The sequence below is a fragment of the Chamaesiphon minutus PCC 6605 genome, assembly GCF_000317145.1.
Classification (GTDB): domain Bacteria; phylum Cyanobacteriota; class Cyanobacteriia; order Cyanobacteriales; family Chamaesiphonaceae; genus Chamaesiphon; species Chamaesiphon minutus.
Genome location: NC_020053.1, coordinates 331,360 through 356,436 on the forward strand (window position 1 = coordinate 331,360; position 25,077 = coordinate 356,436).

Annotated in this window: 21 protein-coding genes; 14 read left to right on the plus strand and 7 right to left on the minus strand. The window is 46.1% G+C overall.

What is annotated here, in order from left to right; all coding sequences use genetic code 11:
• Nucleotides 1-77: 77 nt before the first annotated feature.
• The 3 genes from CHA6605_RS30485 to CHA6605_RS30495 all read right to left on the minus strand — a co-directional run bounded on the left by CHA6605_RS30485 (nt 78) and on the right by CHA6605_RS30495 (nt 1,922).
• On the minus strand, nt 78-383 hold the full coding sequence (locus CHA6605_RS30485) for a hypothetical protein (protein ID WP_015329020.1): 306 nt from the start codon (nt 381-383) through the stop codon (nt 78-80).
• 431 nt (nt 384-814) lie between these two features.
• On the minus strand, nt 815-1,477 hold the full coding sequence (locus CHA6605_RS30490) for an ImmA/IrrE family metallo-endopeptidase (protein ID WP_015329021.1): 663 nt from the start codon (nt 1,475-1,477) through the stop codon (nt 815-817).
• Nucleotides 1,464-1,922, minus strand: coding sequence for a helix-turn-helix domain-containing protein (locus tag CHA6605_RS30495; protein WP_015329022.1), 459 nt, complete (start codon nt 1,920-1,922; stop codon nt 1,464-1,466). Before CHA6605_RS30495 ends, CHA6605_RS30490 begins: the two co-directional genes overlap by 14 nt.
• 163 nt (nt 1,923-2,085) lie before the next feature.
• On the opposite strand from CHA6605_RS30495, the gene CHA6605_RS30500 reads away from it, so the two are divergent.
• From CHA6605_RS30500 to CHA6605_RS30510, 3 genes are all read left to right on the plus strand, one after another.
• Nucleotides 2,086-2,928 (plus strand): PD-(D/E)XK nuclease family protein, encoded by an 843-nt coding sequence (locus CHA6605_RS30500; protein ID WP_015329023.1) that lies wholly within the window; start codon nt 2,086-2,088, stop codon nt 2,926-2,928.
• Nucleotides 2,909-5,128 carry a Piwi domain-containing protein gene (locus tag CHA6605_RS30505; RefSeq protein ID WP_015329024.1) on the plus strand — a complete coding sequence of 740 codons (2,220 nt, stop codon included), beginning with the start codon at nt 2,909-2,911 and terminating at the stop codon, nt 5,126-5,128. The genes CHA6605_RS30500 and CHA6605_RS30505 overlap by 20 nt, the downstream gene beginning before the upstream one ends.
• Before the next feature lie 176 nt (nt 5,129-5,304).
• A complete protein-coding gene (locus tag CHA6605_RS30510) occupies nt 5,305-5,871 on the plus strand; it encodes a hypothetical protein (protein WP_015329025.1) in 567 nt (188 codons plus the stop codon).
• A gap of 60 nt (nt 5,872-5,931) precedes the next feature.
• Here CHA6605_RS30510 and CHA6605_RS30515 read toward each other — a convergent pair whose 3' ends face one another.
• A complete protein-coding gene (locus CHA6605_RS30515) occupies nt 5,932-8,088 on the minus strand; it encodes a type IV secretory system conjugative DNA transfer family protein (RefSeq protein ID WP_015329026.1) in 2,157 nt (718 codons plus the stop codon).
• 143 nt (nt 8,089-8,231) lie between these two features.
• On the opposite strand from CHA6605_RS30515, the gene CHA6605_RS30520 reads away from it, so the two are divergent.
• The 3 genes from CHA6605_RS30520 (at nt 8,232) to CHA6605_RS30530 (ending at nt 9,637) form a co-directional block, all read left to right on the plus strand.
• A complete protein-coding gene (locus tag CHA6605_RS30520; protein ID WP_015329027.1) occupies nt 8,232-8,690 on the plus strand; it encodes a hypothetical protein in 459 nt (152 codons plus the stop codon).
• Nucleotides 8,691-8,694: 4 nt separating this feature from the next.
• Nucleotides 8,695-9,339, plus strand: coding sequence for a hypothetical protein (locus tag CHA6605_RS30525; protein WP_232432352.1), 645 nt, complete (start codon nt 8,695-8,697; stop codon nt 9,337-9,339).
• A 76-nt stretch (nt 9,340-9,415) separates the two neighbouring features.
• Entirely contained in the window at nt 9,416-9,637 is a 222-nt protein-coding gene (locus tag CHA6605_RS30530; RefSeq protein ID WP_015329029.1) for a hypothetical protein, read from the plus strand.
• Nucleotide 9,638: 1 nt separating this feature from the next.
• Here the strand turns inward: CHA6605_RS30530 and CHA6605_RS34820 are convergent, their stop codons facing one another.
• From CHA6605_RS34820 to CHA6605_RS30540, 3 genes are all read right to left on the minus strand, one after another.
• Nucleotides 9,639-9,776 (minus strand): hypothetical protein, encoded by a 138-nt coding sequence (locus tag CHA6605_RS34820; protein ID WP_157260292.1) that lies wholly within the window; start codon nt 9,774-9,776, stop codon nt 9,639-9,641.
• A 202-nt stretch (nt 9,777-9,978) separates the two neighbouring features.
• Nucleotides 9,979-11,169 carry a hypothetical protein gene (locus CHA6605_RS30535; RefSeq protein ID WP_015329030.1) on the minus strand — a complete coding sequence of 397 codons (1,191 nt, stop codon included), beginning with the start codon at nt 11,167-11,169 and terminating at the stop codon, nt 9,979-9,981.
• Entirely contained in the window at nt 11,166-12,080 is a 915-nt protein-coding gene (locus CHA6605_RS30540) for a hypothetical protein (RefSeq protein ID WP_157260293.1), read from the minus strand. The genes CHA6605_RS30535 and CHA6605_RS30540 overlap by 4 nt, the downstream gene beginning before the upstream one ends.
• A gap of 137 nt (nt 12,081-12,217) precedes the next feature.
• Here CHA6605_RS30540 and CHA6605_RS30545 point away from each other — a divergent pair, with 137 nt between their 5' ends.
• The 8 genes from CHA6605_RS30545 (at nt 12,218) to CHA6605_RS30580 (ending at nt 25,036) form a co-directional block, all read left to right on the plus strand.
• The gene (locus CHA6605_RS30545) at nt 12,218-13,048 is read left to right on the plus strand and encodes a hypothetical protein (protein WP_157260294.1); all 831 of its coding nucleotides are present in this window, start codon (nt 12,218-12,220) and stop codon (nt 13,046-13,048) included.
• Between the two features lie 79 nt (nt 13,049-13,127).
• Nucleotides 13,128-14,804, plus strand: a complete 1,677-nt coding sequence (locus CHA6605_RS30550) for a hypothetical protein (RefSeq protein ID WP_015329033.1) — start codon at nt 13,128-13,130, stop codon at nt 14,802-14,804.
• Between the two features lie 165 nt (nt 14,805-14,969).
• Nucleotides 14,970-15,320 carry a hypothetical protein gene (locus CHA6605_RS30555; RefSeq protein ID WP_015329034.1) on the plus strand — a complete coding sequence of 117 codons (351 nt, stop codon included), beginning with the start codon at nt 14,970-14,972 and terminating at the stop codon, nt 15,318-15,320.
• A gap of 5 nt (nt 15,321-15,325) precedes the next feature.
• Complete coding sequence (locus CHA6605_RS30560; protein WP_015329035.1) at nt 15,326-16,651, plus strand: GumC domain-containing protein; 1,326 nt, start codon at nt 15,326-15,328, stop codon at nt 16,649-16,651.
• A complete protein-coding gene (locus tag CHA6605_RS30565) occupies nt 16,651-18,171 on the plus strand; it encodes an ATP-binding protein (RefSeq protein ID WP_015329036.1) in 1,521 nt (506 codons plus the stop codon). Before CHA6605_RS30560 ends, CHA6605_RS30565 begins: the two co-directional genes overlap by 1 nt.
• Before the next feature lie 156 nt (nt 18,172-18,327).
• Nucleotides 18,328-18,843 carry a DUF192 domain-containing protein gene (locus CHA6605_RS30570; protein WP_051039073.1) on the plus strand — a complete coding sequence of 172 codons (516 nt, stop codon included), beginning with the start codon at nt 18,328-18,330 and terminating at the stop codon, nt 18,841-18,843.
• Nucleotides 18,843-19,586, plus strand: coding sequence for a hypothetical protein (locus CHA6605_RS30575; protein ID WP_015329038.1), 744 nt, complete (start codon nt 18,843-18,845; stop codon nt 19,584-19,586). The genes CHA6605_RS30570 and CHA6605_RS30575 overlap by 1 nt, the downstream gene beginning before the upstream one ends.
• A gap of 80 nt (nt 19,587-19,666) precedes the next feature.
• Nucleotides 19,667-25,036, plus strand: coding sequence for a hypothetical protein (locus CHA6605_RS30580; RefSeq protein ID WP_015329039.1), 5,370 nt, complete (start codon nt 19,667-19,669; stop codon nt 25,034-25,036).
• The last annotated feature ends 41 nt before the right edge of the window (nt 25,037-25,077 follow it).

The following is a 25,077-nucleotide window of genomic DNA, read 5'->3' on the forward strand; positions in this document are numbered from 1 at the left end:
GGTAGGAAGAAATAGTCGATCGATAATCATTATGTATCGACAGTTTTAACCTCTAATCAAACAACACTAAGCCACAGTCATTTCCATTGCTCCTTGTCATTGTCGATCTCCCAACCTTCGCCATCTAGAACGGAGAATTCCGTCAGTTCTGGATCGGTTAAGAAATCATTTGCGGTTGACGCAATCGTCGCTTTGAGGTGTTGATGCCGTTCTTTGACAGGGAGATTGGCAAGTTGTTGGAGGGATAGAACCGAGCCTGTGGTTGCTTGGGTAAATTTCTGGCGGAGGAACTCAGTGAAGTTTACAACTTCTTGCTGTTGGGTGGGGGATAGTTGTCTTAAATTATTGATGACGATCTGCTCGTAGTCGATGCTCGTTTGCATGGTTAATTCTCCATTCTCTGTTACTAATTTAATTCATATTCTCCTCGTTCTACAATTCACCCCAGTACTACCAACTCTCGCAACGACCGAGTGAAGTTGTGAGTGAGAAATACTTGAAATGGGTTCACCGCGAATTCTGTACTCGACTTCCCCCTGAGATAGTAATGCCCAAGGTAGCAAGCCAATTCAGAGCGTACCAAGGGAGTGGCGCACTGGAGATGTTATCGTCAGGCGACATATTTCCATTTCCGCACCAGCGATCGATAGCTTTATTAACCGCTTTGCCACTGGTTATCGATTGGAACGATTGTCGCAGGTCGTTGTAGCCTACCGGAGGTAATTGAATAATTGCTGTTACTGCGGCGCATCATCGCTCGATCATCGCAAAGTTATTTAGGAATAAATTGTGCTTTGTAACTCGATTTACATGATTATGGGCATCTCATTTTCTTACCTGGATAAAGTCTATTAGAATTGCTCGTCTTCTGGATATATTCTAAATCTTGAAGGCGATTGCATAGATTTGAGATTGTCACGCCTAGTTCGTCAGCGATCGCTTTTAAATGTTGCCAATTAGTTAAATTACGTCCTTGCCGCACTTCTTCGAGTTGGTTTACTGGCATCAACAAACAACTAGCAAAGTACTGTGCTTGCCATTCTCGCCATTCTTCTGGGGTCTTTTCATGCCTAACTTTAATTATTTGTTCGTCCAGATTCCTACACAAAAATACCCGTTCTCGATCGCTTTCGGTAGCTGGAATATCCACATTATCTGAATCGACATGTAGCAACCAATAACCGATCTCATGAGCTAAGGTAGATTGATAAAATCCACTACTATCCACGATCAAAGGAAAGGCTTCGTTGAGATAGATTTCTTTGGTATCTGGATAAATTTTTGCCGCAACTACACCATCTCGAACCGGATCGAATCGCTCCCATTGAATGTCTAGCTGCAAAAAATCAGCGGCACGATCGGCTACCTGCGGCCATTTAGGTGGTATGGCGGAAGCTTCGATTTGGGCGAGCAGTCGATCGGCTGTCGCGGTAATTTCTTGCTTACCGATATATCCCAACGGCTTAATGATGGTCATCCTCACTCTCCAATAATTGGCGCATCGCTGCTGGATCTTGCATTTTCCGCAGCAGTACGGGCATTTTATCTTGATATGTTTTAGCTAATTGTTGAATTACCTTCGAGTCCTCTGGGGTAATTCGTCCAGCTAAATAACTAAGATTAGCTAGATCCATCTCTAAATCTAGATGCTCGATCAACGATCGAATCACCTCATCTTTAGGCGGATAGTCGGCACGGTCGTTTTCTAATTTCGAGAGATAGGTATAATCGACTCCCACTTTGGCCGCTAGATCTCTCTGGCTATAACCCTTGCTCCGCCGAGCATCCTTAATACACTTGCCAAATGTCTGACTCACTTTTTTTAAAAATTGCATATTCTTGGTGGAACCATGCGGAGGTTTCCTCCGCATGGTTGCATCCGCTTTTTTATGATAATCGATGTTGACTTGAAAAATCAACATGTGATATTCTCTACAAAAGTGGTTGACTTGAGAAATCAACCATCTACCACACTAGATACGGACAAATCGATCGATGAGTGCCAGATCGGATTTTAGATTCGAGTGATTGGATCGATCGCACTGTCAGATTTGATGCCTAACTCAATTACCGCCGTCAGCGAGCATGGTCAGTCCAACTAAATATCATCCGTCGTTTAGCTACAAAATTTGGGCTGATTCAGAGCCAGCCTTCGGACGAGAAGCCTTTCATTGTCCGATGCGGCGGGGCTTTAAGCGAGCGAGAAAGAAAGAGCCAATAATTCGCGCGTTATTGGAGCGAGATAGTCCAGCACAAGCAATCGGACATCTTGCCCAGCAAGGAGTGTATGAATTTCACGCAGATCCGCAATTGCTAGATCGATCGGATGGAGTCAAGCTAATCATCGATCTGCTCGATTTAGAACGGTACGAAGTGGAAGTTGTGGCAACGGTCGCCCAAATATTGGAGCGATATCATGCCCAACCGCTCCTCAAAGGTAAGAAAATTCTCAAACTGGAAAAAGGCGATGAGGGGATACCAGAACCATTAGTCCTGAAATTACAACGCCAGGAGTTTAACTTTTATGCAGCAATGGATTGTATTTATGTCGAACCAGATGGAACATTGCACATCCTCGATTTCAAAACCGGAAAGTCTAACTTCGATAAACGACAGGCACTTACATACTTACTAGCTGCCAAATATTTATACCCAGAACAGTCGGTTGTGGCATCTTTTTATAATTTAGAGTCCCAACAACAATCGAGCATTATCAGGGCAACTCCAGCCCAGCTTCAAGGAATGGAAATATGCGTGGTGAAGGTTGCCAAACAACTAGCAGCAGATTTAAATTCTTACCGTAACAATCGCTCGGCATTCAATTTAGTTTTCCCGCCCAATCCTGGTTCTCAATGCCAACATTGCCCCTTTTCCCCAGTTTGTGAATATACAGAATATCGAGAACGAGATGGCATCTACCCCGCATAATCCCCAAAGCGATCGAAATTTCTTAGCTGAAGTTTCGCTCCTCAAATATCAAGCTCAAACCCTGAAATTTACCAGCTATCGCTTACCACCCAATCTCGATCTGCAAATCGGTAAAAAACTCAGTTATCGTTTAGCACGTCACTTTCCTGGGGTAGTAGTCATTTGGCATGAGGAAATATTTCACGTCCTCGCTCGTCTCGATGGCAATATACCGAGTTTAGATGACTGGAATATTGCCTTGCAAGCTGCCAGACAAGAACTAGGCACAGACAGCAGTTGTGGCAAGTTACAACAAATTAAAAATTCACAGCCAACAGCAGCAATTATTGCACTATTAGCTAGAGAAATCTTGCGTGTCGAACCACCATTTATCCCTAAGAAAATACCTAGCGATCGCAAAGTTAAAATCGTTCGACGGGCTATTGTCGATCGTGAGATATTTAGATACCAAGATCTCGAATACCCAGCTTTGAGTCTTACCAGTCATAGCCCGATTACCTCCAGCGATAATTTGGCTGATTTTATTAAAAAACACCCCTACCGTCAAAATTTAGAAAAATTGTTGATTAATCTACAAGTTGAAACTGTAGATAACAACAGTAAAGCTACCATCGTGGCGATTGTCGGTACCATGTCTGAATATCGAGAACAGTTAATTGCTAAAGTCAGGGGAGGAGCTAGTCGGCAAGCGATTGAAAAAGCTCCAGATGATGAACCAGTTGTAGCTGTAGAGTTTAGCAGTAGCAAGGACAAATATTACTATGCTTTAGCTGCGTTATGTCCTCTCATTACATCAAAAACAGCAGAACAGCTAGAGTTAGATTGGGGCAAATTGACTAAAGCTACTAAAATCGACTATCGAGAACGGCAAGAATTATTAACCGAATACAAAGACAAAGCAATTAAAGCTTTAATGCCGTATGGAATTCAACTCAATAAATCTTCTATCAACCATGAAAGCTTCTTTTGGAAACCAATAAACCCAATCGAGGACACAGAGCTGCTATTTGGAAAAGGCAAGATTTATCCCTATAAAGATATTATTAAAGGATTGACAGCAGGAGGAATATATCGTCGTTCTCAAAGAATTTCATCCGATCTACCGATATCGATCGCCACAATCGATTTAATTCAGTCGAACTCATCCAGCGACAGATTTATGTCAGAAGTCGAGCAGCAATTAAAAAAATTCTGGTGTAAATTTATCAGAATTGATGCCGATCGCTCGAACAAAATCTCAATCGAGAATCTCGATAGTCCCAAGGGACGTGCGGAGCTTGACGAACGACTAGAAGACTTATTAATACCAACTCCAGATCTCGTATTTATATTTTTGCCTCAAAGCGATCGAGATCGCGACGATGAGGATGGTGGTAGTTTATATTATCGCATTTATGAAAAATTACTCAACAGAGGTATTGCGACTCAATTTATCTATGAAAAAAGTCTCCGAAATGTAGAACCCAAACATATTTTAAATCAGGTGATGCCAGGAGTTTTAGCCAAACTAGGGCACAGCCCCTTTGTCTTAGCCGAACCCATGGAAATCGCCGATGTGTTTATCGGGTTAGATGTATCGAGAAAAACCAAGCTCAAATTGTCAGGAACGACGAGTGCTTGTGCGGGGGTTTGTTTCTATGGCAAGCAGGGGGAATTCCTCCGCGCTAAATCTGAAGATGGCATTATTGAAGGCGAAGAAATTCCCCGCCGTTTTCTAGAAAAATTATTGCCTGCCTCAGACATCAAAGGTAAAACAGTGGCAATCTATCGAGATGGGAGATTTTGCGGCAATGAGGCGCAATATTTAGCCGATTGGGCAGCAGCAATTGGGGCAAAATTTATCCTGATTGAATGTTGCAAATCGGGTTGTCCGCGACTGTATAACCTGGCAAATGGACGACTCCAAGCTCCAGATCGCGGTGTCGCACTCAAGTTATCCAATCGAGAAGCGATTCTAGTCACCACAAAAGTCGAACTGAAAGTCGGCGTACCCAGACCGATTCGCTTGAACATTCGTCCCGAAGGTCATCAGGTAGCCATCGAGGAGGTTTTGGAGACAACATTGAAGTTGACATTGTTACATTATGGAGCTTTAAAACCGCCCAAATTACCAGTAATGCTAAATGGAGCACATCGATTAGCCAAATTGCGATTGCGAGGCATCTATCTAGTTGAGATGTTCCGTCAATTTTGGCTGTGATTTGAGATTTGGTTGACAGCACCAACAAATGTTGCTGGTAGTCACCGGAAACGATCGCCTGTTCGATCGACACAAACGGGAAATTTCTCAGCATTTTCAGCAATTAGTCCACTTCAATAGTACTTAAATACTATTGTTTTGTTATCATCAATAAATAATCCACAATTTTAAGGGTCATGTCCACTAAAAATTTGTCAGAATTTGAGATTACCCAAGCGATCGCTGCCATGATTCCACTGGGAGATTCGGACTTAGATGTTTATATGCTGGCGAATGGAGACAAGCGGTTGGGGATTGAAGGGGCTGGACTCGCGCTAGGTTATACAGCACGTTGGTTTTACGATCGCACGAGTCGGAAATCGAAATGGCTAGCAGGATTGAATAATCGGGGTTTTAGGGGCACACAACAAAGTCTCCAAATAGTTTGGCAAGACAAACCAGACTCCCTGATTGCCAGGGCAATCGAGTTGAGAGACTTTATCAAACTGATAACTCATGAAGCGATTGTCAGTAAAAATCTTAAAGCAATTAATCTACTTGCCTCATTTGCGGAAATTGGTTTAGAGAGAGTAGTGGAAGATGCTTTTGCTGGCCGCTCTGTAGACTTTCTAGCGGAAAAACTAGTTCATTACAGTCAATGGAATCACGAGCAATTAGAAGAAGTCTGTGCTTACAATCGGGCGGAGGCAAGATCGTTACATTTTTGGGGAGAACGAGAGACGATCGATGTAATTGCGCTTTGACTCGATCCAGAATAATCCCAGGTGACAACGATCCATCCTCATTCTCAGTCACGCCAGACATTATCGATCGATCGCCATTTCCTTGCGGACAATCTTATAACCAGTACTACCAACTAGAGCAACCACAGCAGATAAGGTTTTGGGATCTGTGGGAATTTTTGCGATCGGAGCGTCATCTGGAGAATTCGGATCTTGCCATTGTTTGGGGATATTAACCTGCATCCCTAAATCGATCGAACGATTACCATCAAAGTCATCACTATAACCTTTAAATTTGAGGTGTCCGACTAAAACTCCCAGTGGCACTGCTAACTGAGCGGGTGGCGGCAGCGGAAATAATTCTTCAACTAATTGACAGCGCAATTCAAACATCCGCGAGATCTCAGCTTCATCGATGTTCCGCGCTTGGAAACTTGCCAGCATCGTCTTCCACACCTCCTGAGATTTCTCAGATTCAATGACATCGCGGTGGGGAATTTCAATCTGTTGCAAGATCGGTAAATAAGCTTCTTTTTTACCTTTGTTGATATATCCAGGCGAGATAATTACGGCGCGTCCTGGCGGCATTTTCGAGAATTCTGCTGCTTCCATCAATGGGACTTTAGCAACATGTTCGTTCCGCGATCTGCTGCCGCCACCTTTTTGAGTGGTAGTGGATTTAGTGTGATAGCGAATTTCCTTTTCGCCCAAATACTCACTGTAGAATTTTGCCGACGCTGGATCTTGGGGATTCATGAAGAACTTCGTCGCACAGTTAGACATAATGGTCTGGGTGCGATCGTCACCATAAGTCTCTTGCAATTGCGATTTATTTTGGAGCGAGATGACACCACAGAAACCCGCAGAACGACCTTCTGCCAACCACTGCGAGATCTTCCGCAGCTTCATACTCGGTAACTCATCCAAGCTGACAAAGAAGGGTTCCATCCGCTGCCTGGAGTGGGCGATATTTCGGGAAATTAAGAGATCGAGGATCGTCGCCAGCAGCGGAGAAAGCACATGTCGATAATCCTGATTCATCCCCACAATCGTCAGAGTTTGAGCATGTTTCCCACTCAGGTCGATTTCGATCGTGGATTTCCCACACAAAGCGGGAATAAAATCGCGCTTGACTAATTGATTGATCGTCTTCTGAGCGTTGGCAAGAATACCACCCTCGGTGACATTAGATTTGCCACGTTCGCCGCCCGAACTAAGAAATTGAGCCAGAGCTTGGCTAATCCACGGGTTAATCCGTTTGGCAGCAAATCGCATTCGATCGCCAAAGCGGGGTAGATTAATTAGTGCGGCAACGGTCATGATATCGGCAACCGGAGGGTGGGGATCGCCATCTTTAACTTCCCACAGTCTTCTGGCAACGGCAATCGCCTCGGAGTCCTCTTCAAGCCATTTAGCACTCAACATCCCACCTTGAACGACACCCCCACCGCCACTCTCGAAGAATTCATTGCTGCCGCCACCACTATCCTTTGCTTTAGAAGTATTCTCCGTCAGGACTTCCGAAATTTGTCCCGATCCCAGCGAATCCCCCGAATCCTTAATAAAATCCAAGATATTGAAAATACCGGATTCAATATAAGAGGGGGCGATAATTTGGACTTTATAGCCGCGCTGGGCGGCATAGCCCGCAATTTCTTTGGTTTGTTCGGGATATTTAAAGTCAAAGACAGTTGTAGTAATCCGTTGATCTAGTGCCGAACGGATCAACGGATTGAGGATACTTTTAGATTTACCCAATCCCGCCGCGCCAAATACCGCAATACTCTGTTGAGCGTTAGGAATGTATAGAGTTTTATCCCAAAATTTCGCTTTGCGGGGACGATATTTAGCTTCAAGCTGGTGTGCTGCCTGCGATCCGAATTCGCGCTCGATCCGATCGAGTTCGGGTTTGAGTCGATTATAAAAATCCTGCTGGTGAGCGTTATAAATCTGCGCTGGAGTGCCTAGATATAAGGAACAGGCATCCGGTACGGTATAACCTTTTTTGCCCGAATAGGCGGGAATTTGCGATCGGGCGATCTTTCTGGCAGATCTAAGCTGGGCAGATCCCCCCCAATAAGATTTACCCTGCTTGCTATCCTCACGCTTCCCCAACATCGACAAGATAATTAACAACCCCATCGCACTAAAGAGCATCGTCAGATTGGAATCGAAGGGTAGATCGGACTTTTTGGCGACAGGTTGATGAGTTTGAGTCGAGATCTGGGGGCTGGACATGGGAAAGGGGTGTCGGGGGTGGTGGGAAGGATTGATGGTGCGATCGAGTCTGTTGAATAGATTCGTAGCTATCTCACCGATTATCGTTGTAAAAGCGTTGGTGATTGGATAAACTAGGAATTATCCATCTCTAATAACTCGCCATGTTAACTCGATCGCGAAGCCTTCCTGTTGGTATGATTCCCACTATTTCCCTGACTCCTTCCACATCCTGGAACTCTTTCGAGCAGTTTCGGACATCAGGTGCGAACGCGCTCGCCACTATTACTGCTGGAACTGTGGGAACGCTCCAGACTAAAACGGGACAATACCGCATTCTCAACGAAAATGACTTCCAACAACTCGTCGGGTTGGCTGGCGATGTCGAACGGCTTCAGCAAGGTTTGAGCGTGGTGATGAGAGCCGTGCGAGTAGTCGAAAATCATCCTGAAGATGCGGACACTTTAGCTTTACTAGTAGAAACGGTGTCAATGTTGGGAAATATATCCACTGTTTTACCAACGAGATCTAGTTTTCCACCCTTGGAACCTGAAGATATTCCAGCGGAGTCAGAGGATGAAGTCATCCTCGCCCCAGAATTGCTAAATCGTCCATTAGGGTAAGCGAGTGTCAGATTTACCGATGGATTTAGCCGCTCTAGAAGTCGCACTTAGGGATTTATCCCACGATGAGAGCGCGGTACAGTTAGTGAGAAATTTTGCCCAAGGGTTGGGAAAAACCAAGCAGCGACAGCAGATATTTAATGCACCTGGTGCTTTGGTTCGGAGTCCGCTGGATTACGATGATGCTGTTGCTAGTGGTGCGATTGAGTCAACTGAGGACAGATTTAGTTTATTGCAAGGAGATATTGTCAGTACTGATGCTGCTTATCTACTGGGTGAAAGGTTGACTGGGATGAAGTTTGTGGTGGCTTCGGCTACCTGCGATTTGGTACCAGGGCGGCGAGAATATGCGGCGTTGTTGCGGATTCAACCAATTACGGTGGATACTCCCCAAGTGAAGGATTTGTTGGGACAGTTGTTGAAGTTCCAATCGACACAACGGTTATATTTACCGCCATTACCGCAAGATCCACCGGATACGTTGGCAAATGCGGTGTTATTTGATGGCATCATTCAGATTGAGTTGGAGCGATTGTTATTGGCGAATCGGATTGGCAGTTTGAGTTTGGTAGGGTGGCGAATTTTCGGTTCGATAATTCGCTCTTTGTTGGCAAGAACTGGAGCTGGAGAGGTGCGGTTGAGAGGGTGAAGATTAATATATGGCAAGCGACCGAAGATAATAACCTCGATCGCAGGCAAATTGCAATATACGAGGTTACAGAATTATGAACAAAATTGGATGCCCAATCTGCAAATACTACCAGTTCGACAGCAATTGCACAGCATTTCCTGACGGTATTCCGATGATGTTTCTTTCGGGCGAAAAAGAACATACAGAGCGGATGAAGTTTCAGGAAAACGATCTTGTTTTTGAGTGGATTTCTCCAGAAAAGCAAGGAGAAAGAAGAGCAGAAGCGATCGAACGTCACAAGCAGGTTGCTGTATAAATTAGTAGGTTTCCACTTCACACAGTATGCGAGCAAACAATACCAGCAGTAACGAAATTGGGTTGCCAAACACCATCGCAACCGTGGCAAGGGAGAGCGAGCCAAATACAAGAAGGCCAAAAGTTTGTTTGTCTAGCATGGGTTTTACCTATTTAGTACATCGATCCTACTAATTCAATCGGGTTGAGAGTGCGATCTGAATCACCCGATCGCGATATCTGAGTAGAAAATTTAGTTTGATGACCAGTTATCAATTGTCAAACCTGGTACTTGTTTGCGGGTAACGATTATGCAGCCATAAGCGAGGGAGATCGAATCGGCCACTCCCCCACTCCCCATCACTATTTCTGCAACCGAATCATCCGCACCACACTCGCATCGGTAGTAATCAAGGGAAAACTATTGCGGCGTTCGCTTAATTGCCACAGTGGAAAGCCGATAAAGAAGGGCGTACAGTGTTCGCCAAAAGCATAGAAGCAACTGCGAAAATTGAGATTTACCGTCGCCGTTCCTTGTTTGGCATTGACATTACGAACGACAAACTTCAGCCCCGCAAAATGGATGCCAGTCGGTTCCTTGCCACCATTTACCCATGCGAGTAAACCTTTACCACCGCGCACTTGCAGGCTATCGCCAGAAATTATCCGCGCGCCTTTGAGATAGGGCATCCCGATGGCAGGATGGGTTTCGATATAGTCACAATTAGTTTGGCAGGAAGCATTCGGCTGTTGCTCGGAGCCACTCATCACCATGTGTCGAACATTGCGTTCCTGGGTGCGAACCACATCCATCTTCAATACCGCCGCACCCGCAGGGATGGTGATGCTAGGCATATTCGCAAAGGCAATGTTGCCAATATTCGGAATCTGGGAGGTAGTAAGTTTTTGAATGCCTGCAAAATTATTTAGCGGCGTATTCGCCAGACTCGGCACCCGCTTGAGCTGAATCGACTTGAGATTGACGACGCTACCAAATGGAGTATTTTGGAGATTGGGATTGACGACACTGCCACCACCACTCCCGCCAGAGACAAAGGCAGATTGCGGCAACACCGCAGCTAGACTGGGATTGCCTGCTAGTGCATCTTTGACAGTAATCTTGCCCAGCCACGGAGTCGCAGTCGCCAGGGTTTCCGAACCAGTTAAAGCGGGCTTTCCAGCGGCAGATGCGGCTGTTTGCGGGGTAAATTTACCGATGCCAAAGGCAGTATTGAGAAATCCCAACGGCAGACAGGTTGATGGTGCTTGCCCAGCCCGACAGGTAACTTTAGTTAAACCACCGAACATTGCTTGAGCTTGAGGTGGAATCGCGGCACTCATCCCCGTTGGCGATGCCGCCATCGAGTTAACCGTGAGCTGTGAAAAGGTAGCTCGGATCGGATTATTATTCGATGGTGTCTCGGCTTTTGCCACTCCTGCCAGGTAAAAAATGATGGCTAGTGTGGTAATCGAAAAATAGGTGAATTTAGCGGTCGCCTTAAATTTGGCTGTTCTAACTGTATTAGCCAACGAATTAAACTTTGCCTTTCTCACTGTACTGGAGTTCCTAAACTGACTAAATTAGCTACTAAATTCAGATTTAAACCATAAGTGGAAGCCGATTCCAACTTAGCGGTTCCCCCATTTAGAGCCAAGATGAATTTATTAATTCTTTCGTATTGTGGATTGTTATATTTATAATCACCTCTAAAAATCGCCAGTCTAAATCCAGTTTTTAAATAATCGATACTTTGAGGGTTAGTAACGCGCAGATTCACAGGGATAAATGGTGTATCTGTTGCCGTAGCGATCGGGATATACGGTACAGATATCGGCGTAGATTGTCGCTTACTTTTCGATTTAGGAGTAACGACAGTTGCAACTTTAACGATTGGTTTAGGTGCGGTGGGTACGATCTGAATTAATGCCACATGACGCTGACTATCGTTTTTACCAAATAGTTTGAGCGTAAATACATACGTTTTCTTCTGTCTGTGAGCATCATTGGTAACGACTGTCAGCAAAGATTTATGTCCCGCTCGTTTATTGACACGGATTACTCCAGGCAGTTCGATATCGTCGATTAATGATAAATGGACGAGGGTAGGTGCAGAGCCAGGGGCACAGGGTTGGGTTTCAGATTTAGAGAGACAACCATCAGTAGTCAAAGATATATAAGATTGGTTATCTAAAAACATCGTTTCCACTGTCTCATTGACAGCATTAAAACTAATATTCGTACCCAAACCAGAATGTAAATTAATGGTTAAAACTTCTTGCTGTGGCGATTGATACTGGATGATGTCCGATGGGGGTAAGGCAAACGCTGAAGTACCGTTGGCAGCCGACCAGCTCAATAGAGCGATCGCAGACAGGCAAATTTTAGAAAGATTCATGTTACTTGAGAAGGTCATGTTACCCGATTCGGCAAAGCCGACGCTACACGAACGGTCGATACCATTCACTCGTTTATAGCTACTACACAAAGCGAACGATATCCGCTAGATTGCTGGTTTGGCGATCGAGTAATTTAGCTCATCTCATCTGGTCGATCCAACTGCTAGAAATAGAATGCGATATGCTCTATTTTCTAACCCACCTAATGGCAGATTCAAATCATCTATCAGTCCTAAATCTTAAAAAAAGATCCGGTAAAGCTGGATCTGACCGAGAGCAAGAAAAAAATTTCGCCGCACTTTGCGCTCTGGTAGCATTAGGGGTATCGACTGGCGGGTTAATCGTTTCAATCCTGACGTTGAATGCTGCAAATACGATCGCCAACAAACCCATGCCCACTCTCGTTCAGACTGTAAATGGTAAGACGATGGAGATTAAGGCATTTGATGGCAAAGTGCGATCCGATCGAGCGATTCAAGATTTTACCGTCAAGACTCTCACCAACCTCTTCACTTGGCGGGTTTATCTGATTCCCACCAATCAAGATGAAATGCGATCGCCCAAAGCCGACCCTGGAGTAGCGATCGAATCTGATGGCACGGCAAATTTAAAGCTGCCCTCCCCAGTCTGGGCGGCTTCATTCGCTATTTCCGATGATTTTCGGAAGGACTTTTTGGGAAAACAGCTCGCCCCCTTAATTACCACCCTCAAGGTGCTCCAAGGCTCATCAGAAGTTGCATTCGTGCCCGTATCGATTCAAGATCCGATCGAAATTAAAACCAATAAGCCAGATGAAAAACTCTGGAAAGTAAAAATTGTCGCCAATCTTGCCGTGAGAACTGCGTTAAACGTCCCCGAAACATTGGTGCCATTTAACAAAGATGTCTACATTCGCGCCGTCATCCCGCCCATCATGCCCGATGTCAGTCGGCTCGATCCCAAAACAGATCTTCAAGCAGTGACAGCCATCGCGCGATCGGCTGGACTGGAAATTTATGGGATGGAAGATTTTAGTAAAGAAGACTTGATTAAGTAGGGGTGTCGGGTGTCGATGCTCCTCCATTACCTACACCCCATCCCCCACACCCCTCACCCTCCCGCACACCCCACACCCTATGACTACTAACAATTCAAACCCCAACGAAGACCACAGCGAAGGATTCGCGCAAGGGGAAATTTTGTCTGCGATTAGACAGCCAGCTTCGGTACAGCCTCAGACACAGCCAGAACAACTACCAGAACCCACATCCGCACCAAAAACAGCCCCATTTAACCCGCTGGATATGGCGAGTTTAGCTGGATTGGCACCCACTGATTCAGTAGATCCAGCCAACTCGATGGCGATTACAGCCACAGAACAAGCGGAAAATATTGCTGAGTCTAAAACTAAGCTCCCAATTTATAAGCAATCATTTTTCAAAACAATCTTGGTCGGTGGAGGATTCTTACTCGGTGGGTTGTTACTAAAATCGATCGTTTGGCCAGATGTTAAACCAGAAGTTGCCGCCGCGCCGACACCCAGCCCTAGCCCATCGGCAAAGCCCACAGAGGATTTTAGACCAGATCCTCGATTTGGAGTAGTCAACTCCAAACTAGCAATGGGAGACTCACAGCGACAAGTTATCGATGCAGCAGTCGCACAACAGAAAGCCTCTGCTGAAAAAACTGCTGCCGATAAAGGGGCTACTGCGCCACCAGTTAATGTTGCAGCACCATCACCATCGCCTAGCTCGTCGATCGCCACTAATCCATCGCCAACCGATAGCAATCCCCAAATCATCAAGAATAACTCGCCACAAGCCGATCCGGTTTACCAAGCTCCCCCGCCAGTCACCACGTCACCCACGCCAACCCCAGTAGCTGCACCCGTGGCAGTTAAACCAACGCCCGCGTCCATACATACACCAATTCGCAAGGTTGTTCAGGTGAGGGAAAAACCGACAAGAATTGCAGCAGTAGTTGGCGGAAAGCCCGCTCCTGCGGATAATCGTCCGCAGCCGAGCGTTAGAGCTACAAATGCCCCCAAAGCTACCCCCGTTACCTGGGAAGTCGCCAATAACAATGCTGTGGGGGTGTGGGGTAAAACAGGTGCAACGACAAACGGATCGACTGCGGTTGCCACGAACGCGACTCCACCTACAAATAATCCACCAGTTAGCAGCTATCGATCGGCTCGAAATACTGGCTCGGCGGCGGTGGGTCAACAAATTAAATCCAAACTGGTGATTCCCTATCAAGCAGTTACTACCGCTCCCTCACAGCCAATTTTCATTGCCTTATCCACACCCGTATTCGATACTCAGGGCAAAACATTACTACCTGCTGGCACTCAGATTATGTGTGAAGTTGCTGCCCTCGATAACGGAATGCTTCAGGTATCTAGTGCCAAAGCCGCGATTGACGGGCAACTAATCGATCTGCCCAAGCAAGCAATTATCCTCCAAGATGCCAGCAAACAGCCATTAGTCGCCCAAATTAAATCATTCGGTCAAGGCGAGGTCTTCAATCGCGATCTGCTCGGTTTTGCTGGGGGAGCTTTATCAGCGATCGGTAAAAACCGCACCCAAAGCCAAACTCAAACCATAGCAACTACTGGTGGCATCATCCAAACTAGCAATTCCCAACAAGATATCTTAGGTGCGGTGCTAGACGGTGGTTTTAGTCCATTGGTGACTCAGTGGATGGAACGGAATAAACAGGCAACTACCCAGATTAATAGTGCTTCCAAAATCTATTTCTTGCCCACGGGTACGGATGTCAATCTCATTATCGCTCAACCCTTCAGTCTTTAAATTAGGGAAAAGGGGAAGGGAGAAGGGGTAAAGGGAGTGGGGGTGTGGGGGAGTTGGGGTGTGGTGGAGTAACGGAGTTACAGAGAAATAAACCCCTTTTCCCTTTTCCCTTTTCCCCTTCCTTCCCCCTCACACTCCCCACACTTAAAACTACTAGCGTCCACAATGAAAACTCACCACCAAATTCAGTCCGAAATTGCCGCATCGCAACAGTTGCCCAAATTCGATCGGCATCCAGCTATTACCGAGTGCTGGAACGAGTCCGAGAAATTGTGGCGGGATGATAATGGCCGCAGTTACATTCACTGGGTAGAAGATCGTCAATATGAGTATCACTTAATGTATTTCGATGGTCGATTGGCGATCGCCGAACGAAACGGAGTCACCATTTTTTCTCACTTAACCGAGCGGTTGGAAAGAGCGATGAACGGCAGGGAAGCAGGGACAGTTTCCAGCAATTACGATTCAATTTCTCTGGACGAACTTGTCGAATTGAGTAAAAAAATTATCGCCTAAACATCATGCTCGAAACTAATAAAGACGACAAAACCAAAGAGATTCAACAGATCGATGATTGGGCGCATAAACTCGGCTACAACTTAGGTTTTTGGATTGGAGCTAATTTGGTGGGAGCGACAGCGGGATTGATTCTAGGTGCATTGTCGATTCTCAAGCATAGCCAGAATGAAGCTATCCAAAGAGAAACCGCAGCAATTAGCGAACGCGCTCGATTAGATAAAATATCGATGCCCGATCTCGATCGGTTAGCTCAAGGAGAGAAATTAAGCGATACTAATTATCGACACGCTGCAATTTTTATCGATCGACTCGAACAGTTGACTGGCTCCCTCGATCGCGGACGGCAACTCGAACGGGATTATATCTTTTATAAATCTGTCACTCCCAACGGTGCGATTAATTACACCGTTAAAGATTCAAAATCCGAGCGGACTCTGCTCGATTTCGACGTAGATCGCGATGGCAAGATCGCGGTGCAAGTGACACAAGGAACGGATGCCGAACGGCAATTAATGAAGTTCGTCAATCTCGCATCCGAGCGGCTGTCGCTCGATTTAAACTTACTCACAGATGAGCGCGAACGCATGAGCAGTTTAGAGCGAGATTTAGCCTCATTTGAAGATTCAATCCAATCGATCGATTCAGTAGATCTAGAGCGACTAGCAACAGCTCCCGCCGTCGAGCAATCCCAGTATATTGAAGATTTAGAACAGACGAACGATCTACTCGCGAAGCTCCAACTACAAGCTAGAGCGATCGGCGATCTGATTCGTACCGCGCAAAATGCTAACGCCCGCGAACAACAGCGACATCCCCAGACGTTACATCAGATTGAAGTTTCGCACTTGGCAAACAAATTAATCGGACTGGAACAGCGGATCGATCGGATTGGCAGTCAGCTTCAGAACAAGCCTCAGACAGTCGATGCGATTAAAACATGGCAACCAGCAGCGGTGGTAGAAACTTCGATTGGGGAAGTAGCAGCTCTGAGACTCAAAGTAGCAGCCCTCGAACGACAGTTACAAGCACAAAATCAGCAACCCGCACCGAAAACCCCCGTTAAATCTCGATCTACATCCCCAACAACTCAGCAGACCCCCAATCTTCAATCTACCATCACATCGCAATTCGCTCCACCACCACCGCCCTATGGCTCTACCTTTGGCGAGGAGGAACCAGAAATTCCGGTCAACCTCCACAAACTGAATTCAAAGCCAAACGGTGAAATTTCGAGTACCGAGCCGCAAAGTCCAGCCAATGGACGACCGATTACCGTACTCCAACCAGAAGCCCCAGATCTCGAACCAGCAGAGGGGATCGAGCAGTAATGTTGAAAAACTTAGTTAGGAATTATCCATTAATTAAGGTCGAGACAACAGTAATCGATCGTCAACGCAGCCTGGACAAGCTGCAATTAGTTGGCGATGAGTTGGGCAAACCCGTTTATTTCTGGTCGTTACTCCAGCCAGAGTTTCAACCATCAGTCACAATGGGTCGCTCGTTTACCGCTCGACCGATCTCCAGGACGATCGACTCAATTGGTGCGCTACAAGCCACCACCAATGGCTTATACGTGTTCGAGAATCTATTCGCTCTCATCGATGCAGCATCGCCCCTGGAGCGAGAAGGCTGTTACCAAGCTATCTCGCAACTATTTACCCGACTCAATCACCAGGAGCGGGAATGTCTGGTGGTCTTTATGGAGTCGGGACGCGGGACGATCCCAACTTTTTTAGTCCCAATTATCCATGAATATAAATTCCCGCTACCCACTACTTTCGAGCTAACGACTCTACTACTAGAGCATGGGATCGATTTGAGCGCGTCGCCCCGACTAGCGAACGTGTTGGCGGGTCTGACAGCCGAGGAGATCGTCGTCGGGATTAGAGCCAATCAAGAGGCGATCTCCGACTCCGAAGCTCTGGGCGATCGCCTCTTGAACTACAAGTACGATCTGTTCAAATCTTTCGGACTAGAATTCATCGGCGATACTGCCACCAAAGATATCGGTGGGATGGATCTGCTCAAGCAGGCTCTAGAAGAAGTGAAAATGGATTTCACCCCAGCCGCTAGAGAATGCGGACTACCGCTGCCCAGAGGCTGGATTTTAGTCGGTGTGCCTGGGGCGGGGAAGACTTATTTCGCGAAGATCTGCGCTCAAAAACTGGGACTTCCCTTAGTAAATATCGGCATCGATACGGTCAGATCCGGCGGTGTTGCCAAGTTTAAGCAGTTACTCAAGCGGATCGATGCCTGCGAACCCTGCATCGCCTACTTCGATGAATTCGATAAGTTCTTTGCTGACGAACGCGGGCTGGAATTACTCGGTATCCTCCTCACTTGGCTCAGCGAGAAAACCTCATCCACCTTCGTACTTGCTAGCTTAAACCGCCTAGAAAACCTCTCGCTCGAACTTACTCGCGTCGGACGATTCGATCGGGTGTTCTATGTAGACTTCCCCAGCTCCGACGAGCGCAAGCAAATTCTCCAACTGCACTGCGCTAGATTCGATCGCCGCTACGCCCAGTCAGAGCATGGGCCACTCACTATCGAAGAGTGGTTGACGATTATGGAAGCGACCAATAAATATACTGGTGCCGAACTCGCACAAATAGCGATCGTTGCGGCGAAGCAGCAATTTTACCAAGGTCGCGGTGACAACATTCAGATCGATGCAGATTCCTTACTGCTGGCTAAAAAGCAAGTCAAGAGTTTGTATGGTCGCGACCCTGAAGGGATCTTCGCGATCGAAAACCGCGCCAAAGCATTCACCGAAGCATCCAGCTCTAACCAGCCTACAGCCTTAGATTTACCGGAATTAGATATTTACGTGGGGAGGAGGGGGTGAGGGAGTTGGGGAGTGGGGGTGTTGGGGTGTTGGGTGGTGTTTCTTAATCCGTTACTCCCCCACTCCGTTACTCTGTTACTCCGTTACTCCCCCACTCCCTTACGCCCCTACCCCCCTACCCCCTTACGCCCCCATTCCCCTCCCCCTTATAAACCCGTGTTTAATTTCAACAAAAAAAACGTCTTTTTAACCAAAGGACAGCTTCCATATTTAGTAATGCTATTAGCTCCAATTTATCTACATGGAGTCGATGTTAGCAGCTTATTTAAAGTTACCAGTAACAAGCCAACAATATTGCCAATTACAGCACAGGCGACGATTGGAGACAAGGCAATTAAATTAGAGGTCGCCAAGAATGCGATCGCACAACAAACGGGATTGACCCATCGCCCAGATATCCCATCAGATCGGGGAATGTTGTATCAAACCATGACCCAACAACCATTAACATTTAGTGGTAAAGGCATGGAATTTGCGACAGATCTGATTTTTATCAATAAGAACCGAGTGGTGGGGCTATATACCAACGTGACCCCTTGCACCGATAAATGTACCACCTATTCACTTACACAGAAATATGATGCGGTGATGGAAGTTAAAGCGGGGATTGTTGAAAAATTAGGTATTAAAAATGATACAGAGATCGATCTGAATTATGCGGGGCAGAACTGATGGCTCAGATTCATTGGGTTGGCGGTAATTTACCACAAGTCGGTAAATCCTGGGCAGTTAGAGCATTGACGGAAAGTTTATTTTTCAATGATTTCCAATTCGTTCCCATCGTTGTCGATACCAGTCCCAATTCACCATTAAGTGAAATCTATAATCCCTTTTTATTAGAATCTCATGCTCCCAGTCAATATTTCATTAGCAATAATTTAGATGCCGATGAAATCTTCAAATTAGTACATACCCACAAAAGATTAGTAGTTAAGTTAGCCAGTCACTCTCAAGTAAAGTTTTTAGAATGGATAACTATCTCAGGTATTCTTACCGCCGATATCAGACATAATTTCTGGTTCGTCAGTAACGGGCATCGAGACAGTATTAACTACTTTCAAGAGCTATGTAACTACGATTGGCAGCTCAATTGGGTGAGGAATCAATACGCACGGGTTTGGGGCAATTTAGAGGAGACGGACGACGAAACAGATCCGTTTAACATCTGCGATCTACCAGGAATAATTACCAATCCCACAGAAATCGAATTCATCGAAGCAAGTGGGGCAATCCTTCATCATTTAGCCCACCCAGAAAATATCGAAATTCCAGTATTAACAAGGGTAAGAATTCAGCGATTCCTAACTCAAAGTCATCAAAATTTTCTAGGCATAGCAACTCAATCTACTAAACCACCGCCACCACCCAAAATCATCTCTAGACAAGTAGAAAACGAAGAAGACATTCCATATTAAATTTTTCCCCTTTCCCCTTTCCCCTTTCCCCTTTCCCCCACACCCCACTAGTAAATTTAACCGCACACTAACTTACAAAGATGTCTATTAAATTAATCAATTACGATCTCATCAATAGAAGACCTCAAATCTCTGTAAGTTCTGGCGCGATTAGATCGGAGATTAGGGAAGGTACTACCATAGAACAATTAATGCGACGGCAAGGATTACTAAAAGAGGGCGAACAGCCAACATTTTACGTCGCTCCCTACTCCAAATATATCAACGTTGATGACCTCACCAACCATGCCCCTAAAGGCACCGTCTTACTAGCTACAAGCTCGGCTCAACTATATTTTGGTACTCCTGAAGTTAAGGCGGCAATTAAGATGTTAATGCCCCTAGAAACCCAGATTCCAGGTTACGCCAGAGGTTTATTCGCCAAAGGACAGAGCCAGTCCCTAGATCGTCAGTTGAAGGTACTGGTAGTAGACCATGAAACGGGTCAGAACAACTACGATATCCCAGAAATAGCGATCCGCAATATTGCCGCCGACGGTGCGAGCATAATCGATCGATCCGTAGGCGAACGGATGAAATTAATTGAGGATGTCGGCTTATCCCAAGTGCGCGGATACAGCCTCGATCCCCAAATCGGCTCCTACTATATCAAGGGTACTCTCACCCCTCTCAATCTCCAGAAATACTTTGCCACTCATGGGGTGGATGTAGATGTAGATTTAGTCTTAACCACATCAATGCTCAAAGGTTTGGGTGGTGGTAAACTTCCCCCTGAAATCGGCATTCATCAAGTCGAGCCTGCGGATCTGTTTATCACTAGAACCGAACGATTCCGTCAAACTACCGCCAAACTCGGTTCCGTGCAGGACTTATACGCTCTGGGATTGGCAAAAGATGTAAGCATCCCCGTTCAGACAGCGATTCAAGATTTGCAACAAAAGCAGATGGATCTCATCAGTCTGGCGGAAGATTACGTCCGCACCTTCAAAATCTCCCAACAGGAGGAGGTGAAAAAGGGCAACCCCGAAGTCGAACTACCAGGAAATATCGCGTTCATCGATACGATCTTAGAATCCAAGAACTGGGGACTGCTCGAATTACCTAGCGTCCGCGCGAACCTCCAGGAATACGTGGACGGGCAAATTAAGAATATTAATGAAGGAGCGATCTCATCAATGCGGGGTGAGTTTCGCCCGATAGTAGTCTGTGGCGAACTCAAGCATAATCAAATCGCTGGATCTGGACTCACGACTGGCGATAAACATGTCGCGCTGCGGTTTCCCGTTCTCAATCGCGGACAAGTCCAAGCGGTAGAAGTTAATAACAACATCTCCATATTCCTCAATCCCGAACTAGAGGGAATTATCCCCGATGCCATTTATGTCGGTCGTCAGACACTGGCTGAGATCGAGCAAGATGACCCCCAAACCTATCAGCAGATTATCGAAGAGTTTGGATCGATCGCAGCAGCACAGACATCTTGGCGGACGAATTTGGAGGCGATGAAGGCGGATTTCGATGGGGATCAGATCGCCCTATTTGCCGAACGAGATTATCCCAATTTCTATCAGGAAGTCGTCGATAACCTCACCCCAGAAAAGTTGATGCACTTCGTTTCTAAGGATAAAAAACAACTAATTCAGAGTGAAGATTTACCTGGGATGGTAGTCGAACGGTTGAAGGATTATGTGGGGATTATCAATAGCGAACTGAGTAAAATCAATAAACTCTATGCAAGTTTGGATTTTATCATCGCCAGCACGGATGGAGAGTTATCAGCGGCAGATCGCCGATCTGCAGAAAAGCTCAAAACCGAGACACTGCAACTAATTTACAGCTCTTTTCAAAAGTATCGAGCGGATGCAAAATCTGTGGTCGAGCCAGATGTTAGTTTACAACTGGAAATTCCGCCAGAACTTCAAACCACATTCGAGCAGTTCACACCTTTGTTTAGCGTCGATTTCATCAAAGAGCAGACGGATAATCCCCACGCTCAAGCTAACTATCTCCATATAGTGAGAAAGCCAATCGCGCAGTTACTAGGTGCGTATCACGCGGAGACTCTTGCAGCTAAACCCATCAATGCGAAGAAGGGGATTGTTTTTCCTTCAGCTCTGATTGAGGATATGGAGAAAGTCAAGTCCATGAAGCTGACGGCGATCCGTGAGGGTAAGGCAGATCCAGCTTTACTGGTGAATTATCTTGAGAACTACGCGAGCGTGCGCGAACGGTTAAGTAAGATTATCGATCTCTCTCAACCATTGACGAGTAACCAACCAACGATCGATCCCGATACTAATCTACCCCTGATTTTCATCGAAAAGATCGAGGTTACTCCCAACCATCCATACAATCCCGCCCAAATTGACAATTACTTACGCGATTACCAAACCATCGTGCTAAGAAAGTGCATCGAGATAGTAGATAGAGAAAATCAACGAGCGGTGGATTTTGTCAAATCTGGGGTCAAACCAAGCGAGGGGACAGTCTATGCTGTTACAAACAAGCTACCCGAACTCGATGCTGGCATCCAATTACTCAAACGATTCATCGTTGAGGAGAACCACCAGAATCGGCTACCACCGAGCAGTAGCATGACCTTGAACGCACTAATCGGTCAACTACGCTCTGTTCCAGTCGAGCCAGAAATGAAGGCAATGGTCGCCAATTTCCGCGACGATTACCAGAATCTTCAATCGAGGATCGCACTTGAGAAAAAAGCCCTAGATGATTTCAAATTTGGCAAACCGATCGTCCTCAATATCTACACCACCAATGGCAGTAAAATTGTCGTCGGCGACTGTAATGTCAGCGAGATTAACACTTTTCGCCAACTCGAAGGCAAGGGAGCGATCGAATCTAGCAATGGCTTGGTGACTTTTTATCCCGCTAATTCGTCAACCTCGCTAGGGATCGACTACCAGTACACGCTGGGATCGCTCGCCAAAACTTCGGCTACTACTGAAGGCAAACAGCCTGTGGACGATTTTGAGTTTGAAGTCCTCTACAACCGTATTGACGAACTCAAAGCCGAATCCCGCGAAGTCTTGGCAGATTTCCGCGACCAAATCGAGCAGCGAGGCTGGGATAAGCGTGAGGTATTTGCTGCAATCGCTCAAATGGTGGGAGAGAAAGCAATCTCTCAAGACTTTTTGTTGAGTGCTTTACCCCAGACACTGAATGAATTTATCTTCAAGCAGGGGGCGGGGCAGATTATTATGGATACCCAATATCCAGATTACCTTACCAAACCCACCAAGTACTTTGTGATGGCAGGTAGCGATGGTACTAAACAACTTAAAGCACAGACAGAAGTAGACGGTAAACAGCAGTGGATCGAAGCTGGTCAGTTGACTGGCTACGGCATTCAACTGCTGGACAAGACTAGCTTCAAGGGCACGATCGAGCCTAACTACAACACCGTCACGTTCAAATCGCCGATGTTAGAGGGCAATCAGCGATCGGTGTTGGTGGGCAAACTTACCAAGGAGGGTAAGCATTTAATCGACAGTGACGATGTGAGGGAGATCCGCATCATCCGCACTCAGACACCAAATTATCGACTATTAGTGCCATCAGAGCAGATAGATATTAAAGTTAGCGACATCGCTCCAGAAATTACAGCAATTTTGGGCGACGGGCAATCGGCAGAGCTGACGCTCGAACGACTCAAGATTTTTGATAACAAGTTCTCTGCAACAGTAGCGATTGCTGATGTAACTTACTATCTTTCAGGAGTAAATTCTAGTCCCATTTACGAGAAAAAAAATCGCGATACTGTCATCGAACCCGTCCGCACGGAACGGTTTGAAGCGATATCAGTCGATTTAGTCAGAGATCTTGAGCCAAATTCAACGATCGAGGTCTACAGCGGTGAGACAAGGATTGGGGAGATTACGCAAACTGCCGAGCAAAAATTTTGGGGCAATCGGATTAACGAGCTGGCAGATACCGATGAGATCTCGATTAAAGTGCAGAGTGTCATCACCAAACAAGTTGGATATAAAATATCGATCGATGAAGATACTCTCCACAATAGCAATGTCTGGGCGGATGTCGAACCAGCCAGAACTTATCAGCGCGTTACAAAAGATGAGGTGCAAAGTCCAAACTTAACAGCCAGGGAATTGAAATCAAGCGAATTTAAGAGCGACCGCCTTGGTGACGCGCTTCGAGATCGAGTTAAGGTTGTTTTGGAAGAGGCAAGTCGCAACCTGCGTCGTCAAGCCGACTGTAATTCTTTTCCGCAATCTTTTTCAGTTAAGGTCATGGTGCCTGTTGTTGATGAGTCAGGATTGAGAGAAATGGAGCAGCTACAGTTAGTCATACCAGACAACAAGATTGTTGCGGTCGAAAAAAGGCTCAAAGAGAAGGATGTCAATTATACAAAAATGGAACGTGGTATCCCCGCCAGCTATGAGGAATCTCGTCGTTCCTATACGGTATTGCGGCTCGATCCAGCAGGATTGGAAAGTTCGGTCAAAAGCATGATTTCTAAACAACTAGGGAAGCCAGTCACTCAAGCAGACTACCAAGCTAAACTTGCCAGCATCCCCATTACTCGTTATCGGTGTCCGGTCGAACTTCACAGTCTCAAACAATGGATCGAACGATACCCGCAAGCCACAGATACCCCAGTGTTAGATCTGAACAAATCTAGACCTGTCTCTTACAGTCTAAAACCGATCGCTGGAGAGGTGTTAACTAGATTCAATGGTAAAGGAGTCGAGATTGGATCGTCGGTCATGTTTGAATTTATCAATTCGAGACAGCGAGACACAACGGTTTATCATCTAGGCTTACCAATCAGTGCTGAACTACCCAGTGAGGATGGCAAATCAACCCGATACTTTGCGGTGGTGGAATCTGCCGTATTACAAACTTATCTCAACGATCGTGCTGTCAGTCACGTTTTGGTGCGGGATGGGATTGAGCGGAGTAACCCAATCCTCAACTCTTACAGCGCAAACAAGGACTGGACTAAGCTACAGTCTCGCGCTCAGACTGATATCATGATGGGCTTTGTGGCTAACAAATATATTGGAATTCCACTCGAAGCTAGAAGTCGCACGTCTATGTACCGTGACAACTGGGGTACTAATGCCAATGCCACAACCTACAACTTGGCAGATGTAGTAATGGTCAGCGGTAATCGGACGGGTAAGGATACTAGCAACGAGTTACTAGCACAGCATTTTCGTACTCAGTATGTACCACAGATCGATATTGCAACAAAGGCTAAAGCGAAGTTTTTAGTCGGTGCTGACACGGGCATCGATAAAATGACCAGAGATTATCTTGTGGAAGCGGGCTATGACTTGTACCTCAACTCTGCGGGTATATACGAGGCAAGTCCAGCTCAAGAGCAAGCAGAGCAATCTATCCCAGCATCTGTCCCAACACAGACAGAAAATCAGGAACTGGAAGCAGAAATAGAGATAGCAATATAACTAATGCACTGGAAATATCGAACAGTCTTGCTCCAATGATG

Bases quoted from the DNA above. Each gene is read 5' to 3' on its own strand.
- CHA6605_RS30485 (WP_015329020.1), bottom strand. From the start codon at position 383: ATGCAAACGAGCATCGACTACGAGCAGATCGTCATCAATAATTTAAGA.
- CHA6605_RS30490 (WP_015329021.1), bottom strand. From the start codon at position 1,477: ATGACCATCATTAAGCCGTTGGGATATATCGGTAAGCAAGAAATTACC.
- CHA6605_RS30495 (WP_015329022.1), bottom strand. From the start codon at position 1,922: ATGTTGATTTTTCAAGTCAACATCGATTATCATAAAAAAGCGGATGCA.
- CHA6605_RS30500 (WP_015329023.1), top strand. From the start codon at position 2,086: ATGGTCAGTCCAACTAAATATCATCCGTCGTTTAGCTACAAAATTTGG.
- CHA6605_RS30505 (WP_015329024.1), top strand. From the start codon at position 2,909: ATGGCATCTACCCCGCATAATCCCCAAAGCGATCGAAATTTCTTAGCT.
- CHA6605_RS30510 (WP_015329025.1), top strand. From the start codon at position 5,305: ATGTCCACTAAAAATTTGTCAGAATTTGAGATTACCCAAGCGATCGCT.
- CHA6605_RS30515 (WP_015329026.1), bottom strand. From the start codon at position 8,088: ATGTCCAGCCCCCAGATCTCGACTCAAACTCATCAACCTGTCGCCAAA.
- CHA6605_RS30520 (WP_015329027.1), top strand. From the start codon at position 8,232: ATGTTAACTCGATCGCGAAGCCTTCCTGTTGGTATGATTCCCACTATT.
- CHA6605_RS30530 (WP_015329029.1), top strand. From the start codon at position 9,416: ATGAACAAAATTGGATGCCCAATCTGCAAATACTACCAGTTCGACAGC.
- CHA6605_RS34820 (WP_157260292.1), bottom strand. From the start codon at position 9,776: ATGCTAGACAAACAAACTTTTGGCCTTCTTGTATTTGGCTCGCTCTCC.
- CHA6605_RS30545 (WP_157260294.1), top strand. From the start codon at position 12,218: ATGGCAGATTCAAATCATCTATCAGTCCTAAATCTTAAAAAAAGATCC.
- CHA6605_RS30550 (WP_015329033.1), top strand. From the start codon at position 13,128: ATGACTACTAACAATTCAAACCCCAACGAAGACCACAGCGAAGGATTC.
- CHA6605_RS30555 (WP_015329034.1), top strand. From the start codon at position 14,970: ATGAAAACTCACCACCAAATTCAGTCCGAAATTGCCGCATCGCAACAG.
- CHA6605_RS30560 (WP_015329035.1), top strand. From the start codon at position 15,326: ATGCTCGAAACTAATAAAGACGACAAAACCAAAGAGATTCAACAGATC.
- CHA6605_RS30565 (WP_015329036.1), top strand. From the start codon at position 16,651: ATGTTGAAAAACTTAGTTAGGAATTATCCATTAATTAAGGTCGAGACA.
- CHA6605_RS30575 (WP_015329038.1), top strand. From the start codon at position 18,843: ATGGCTCAGATTCATTGGGTTGGCGGTAATTTACCACAAGTCGGTAAA.
- CHA6605_RS30580 (WP_015329039.1), top strand. From the start codon at position 19,667: ATGTCTATTAAATTAATCAATTACGATCTCATCAATAGAAGACCTCAA.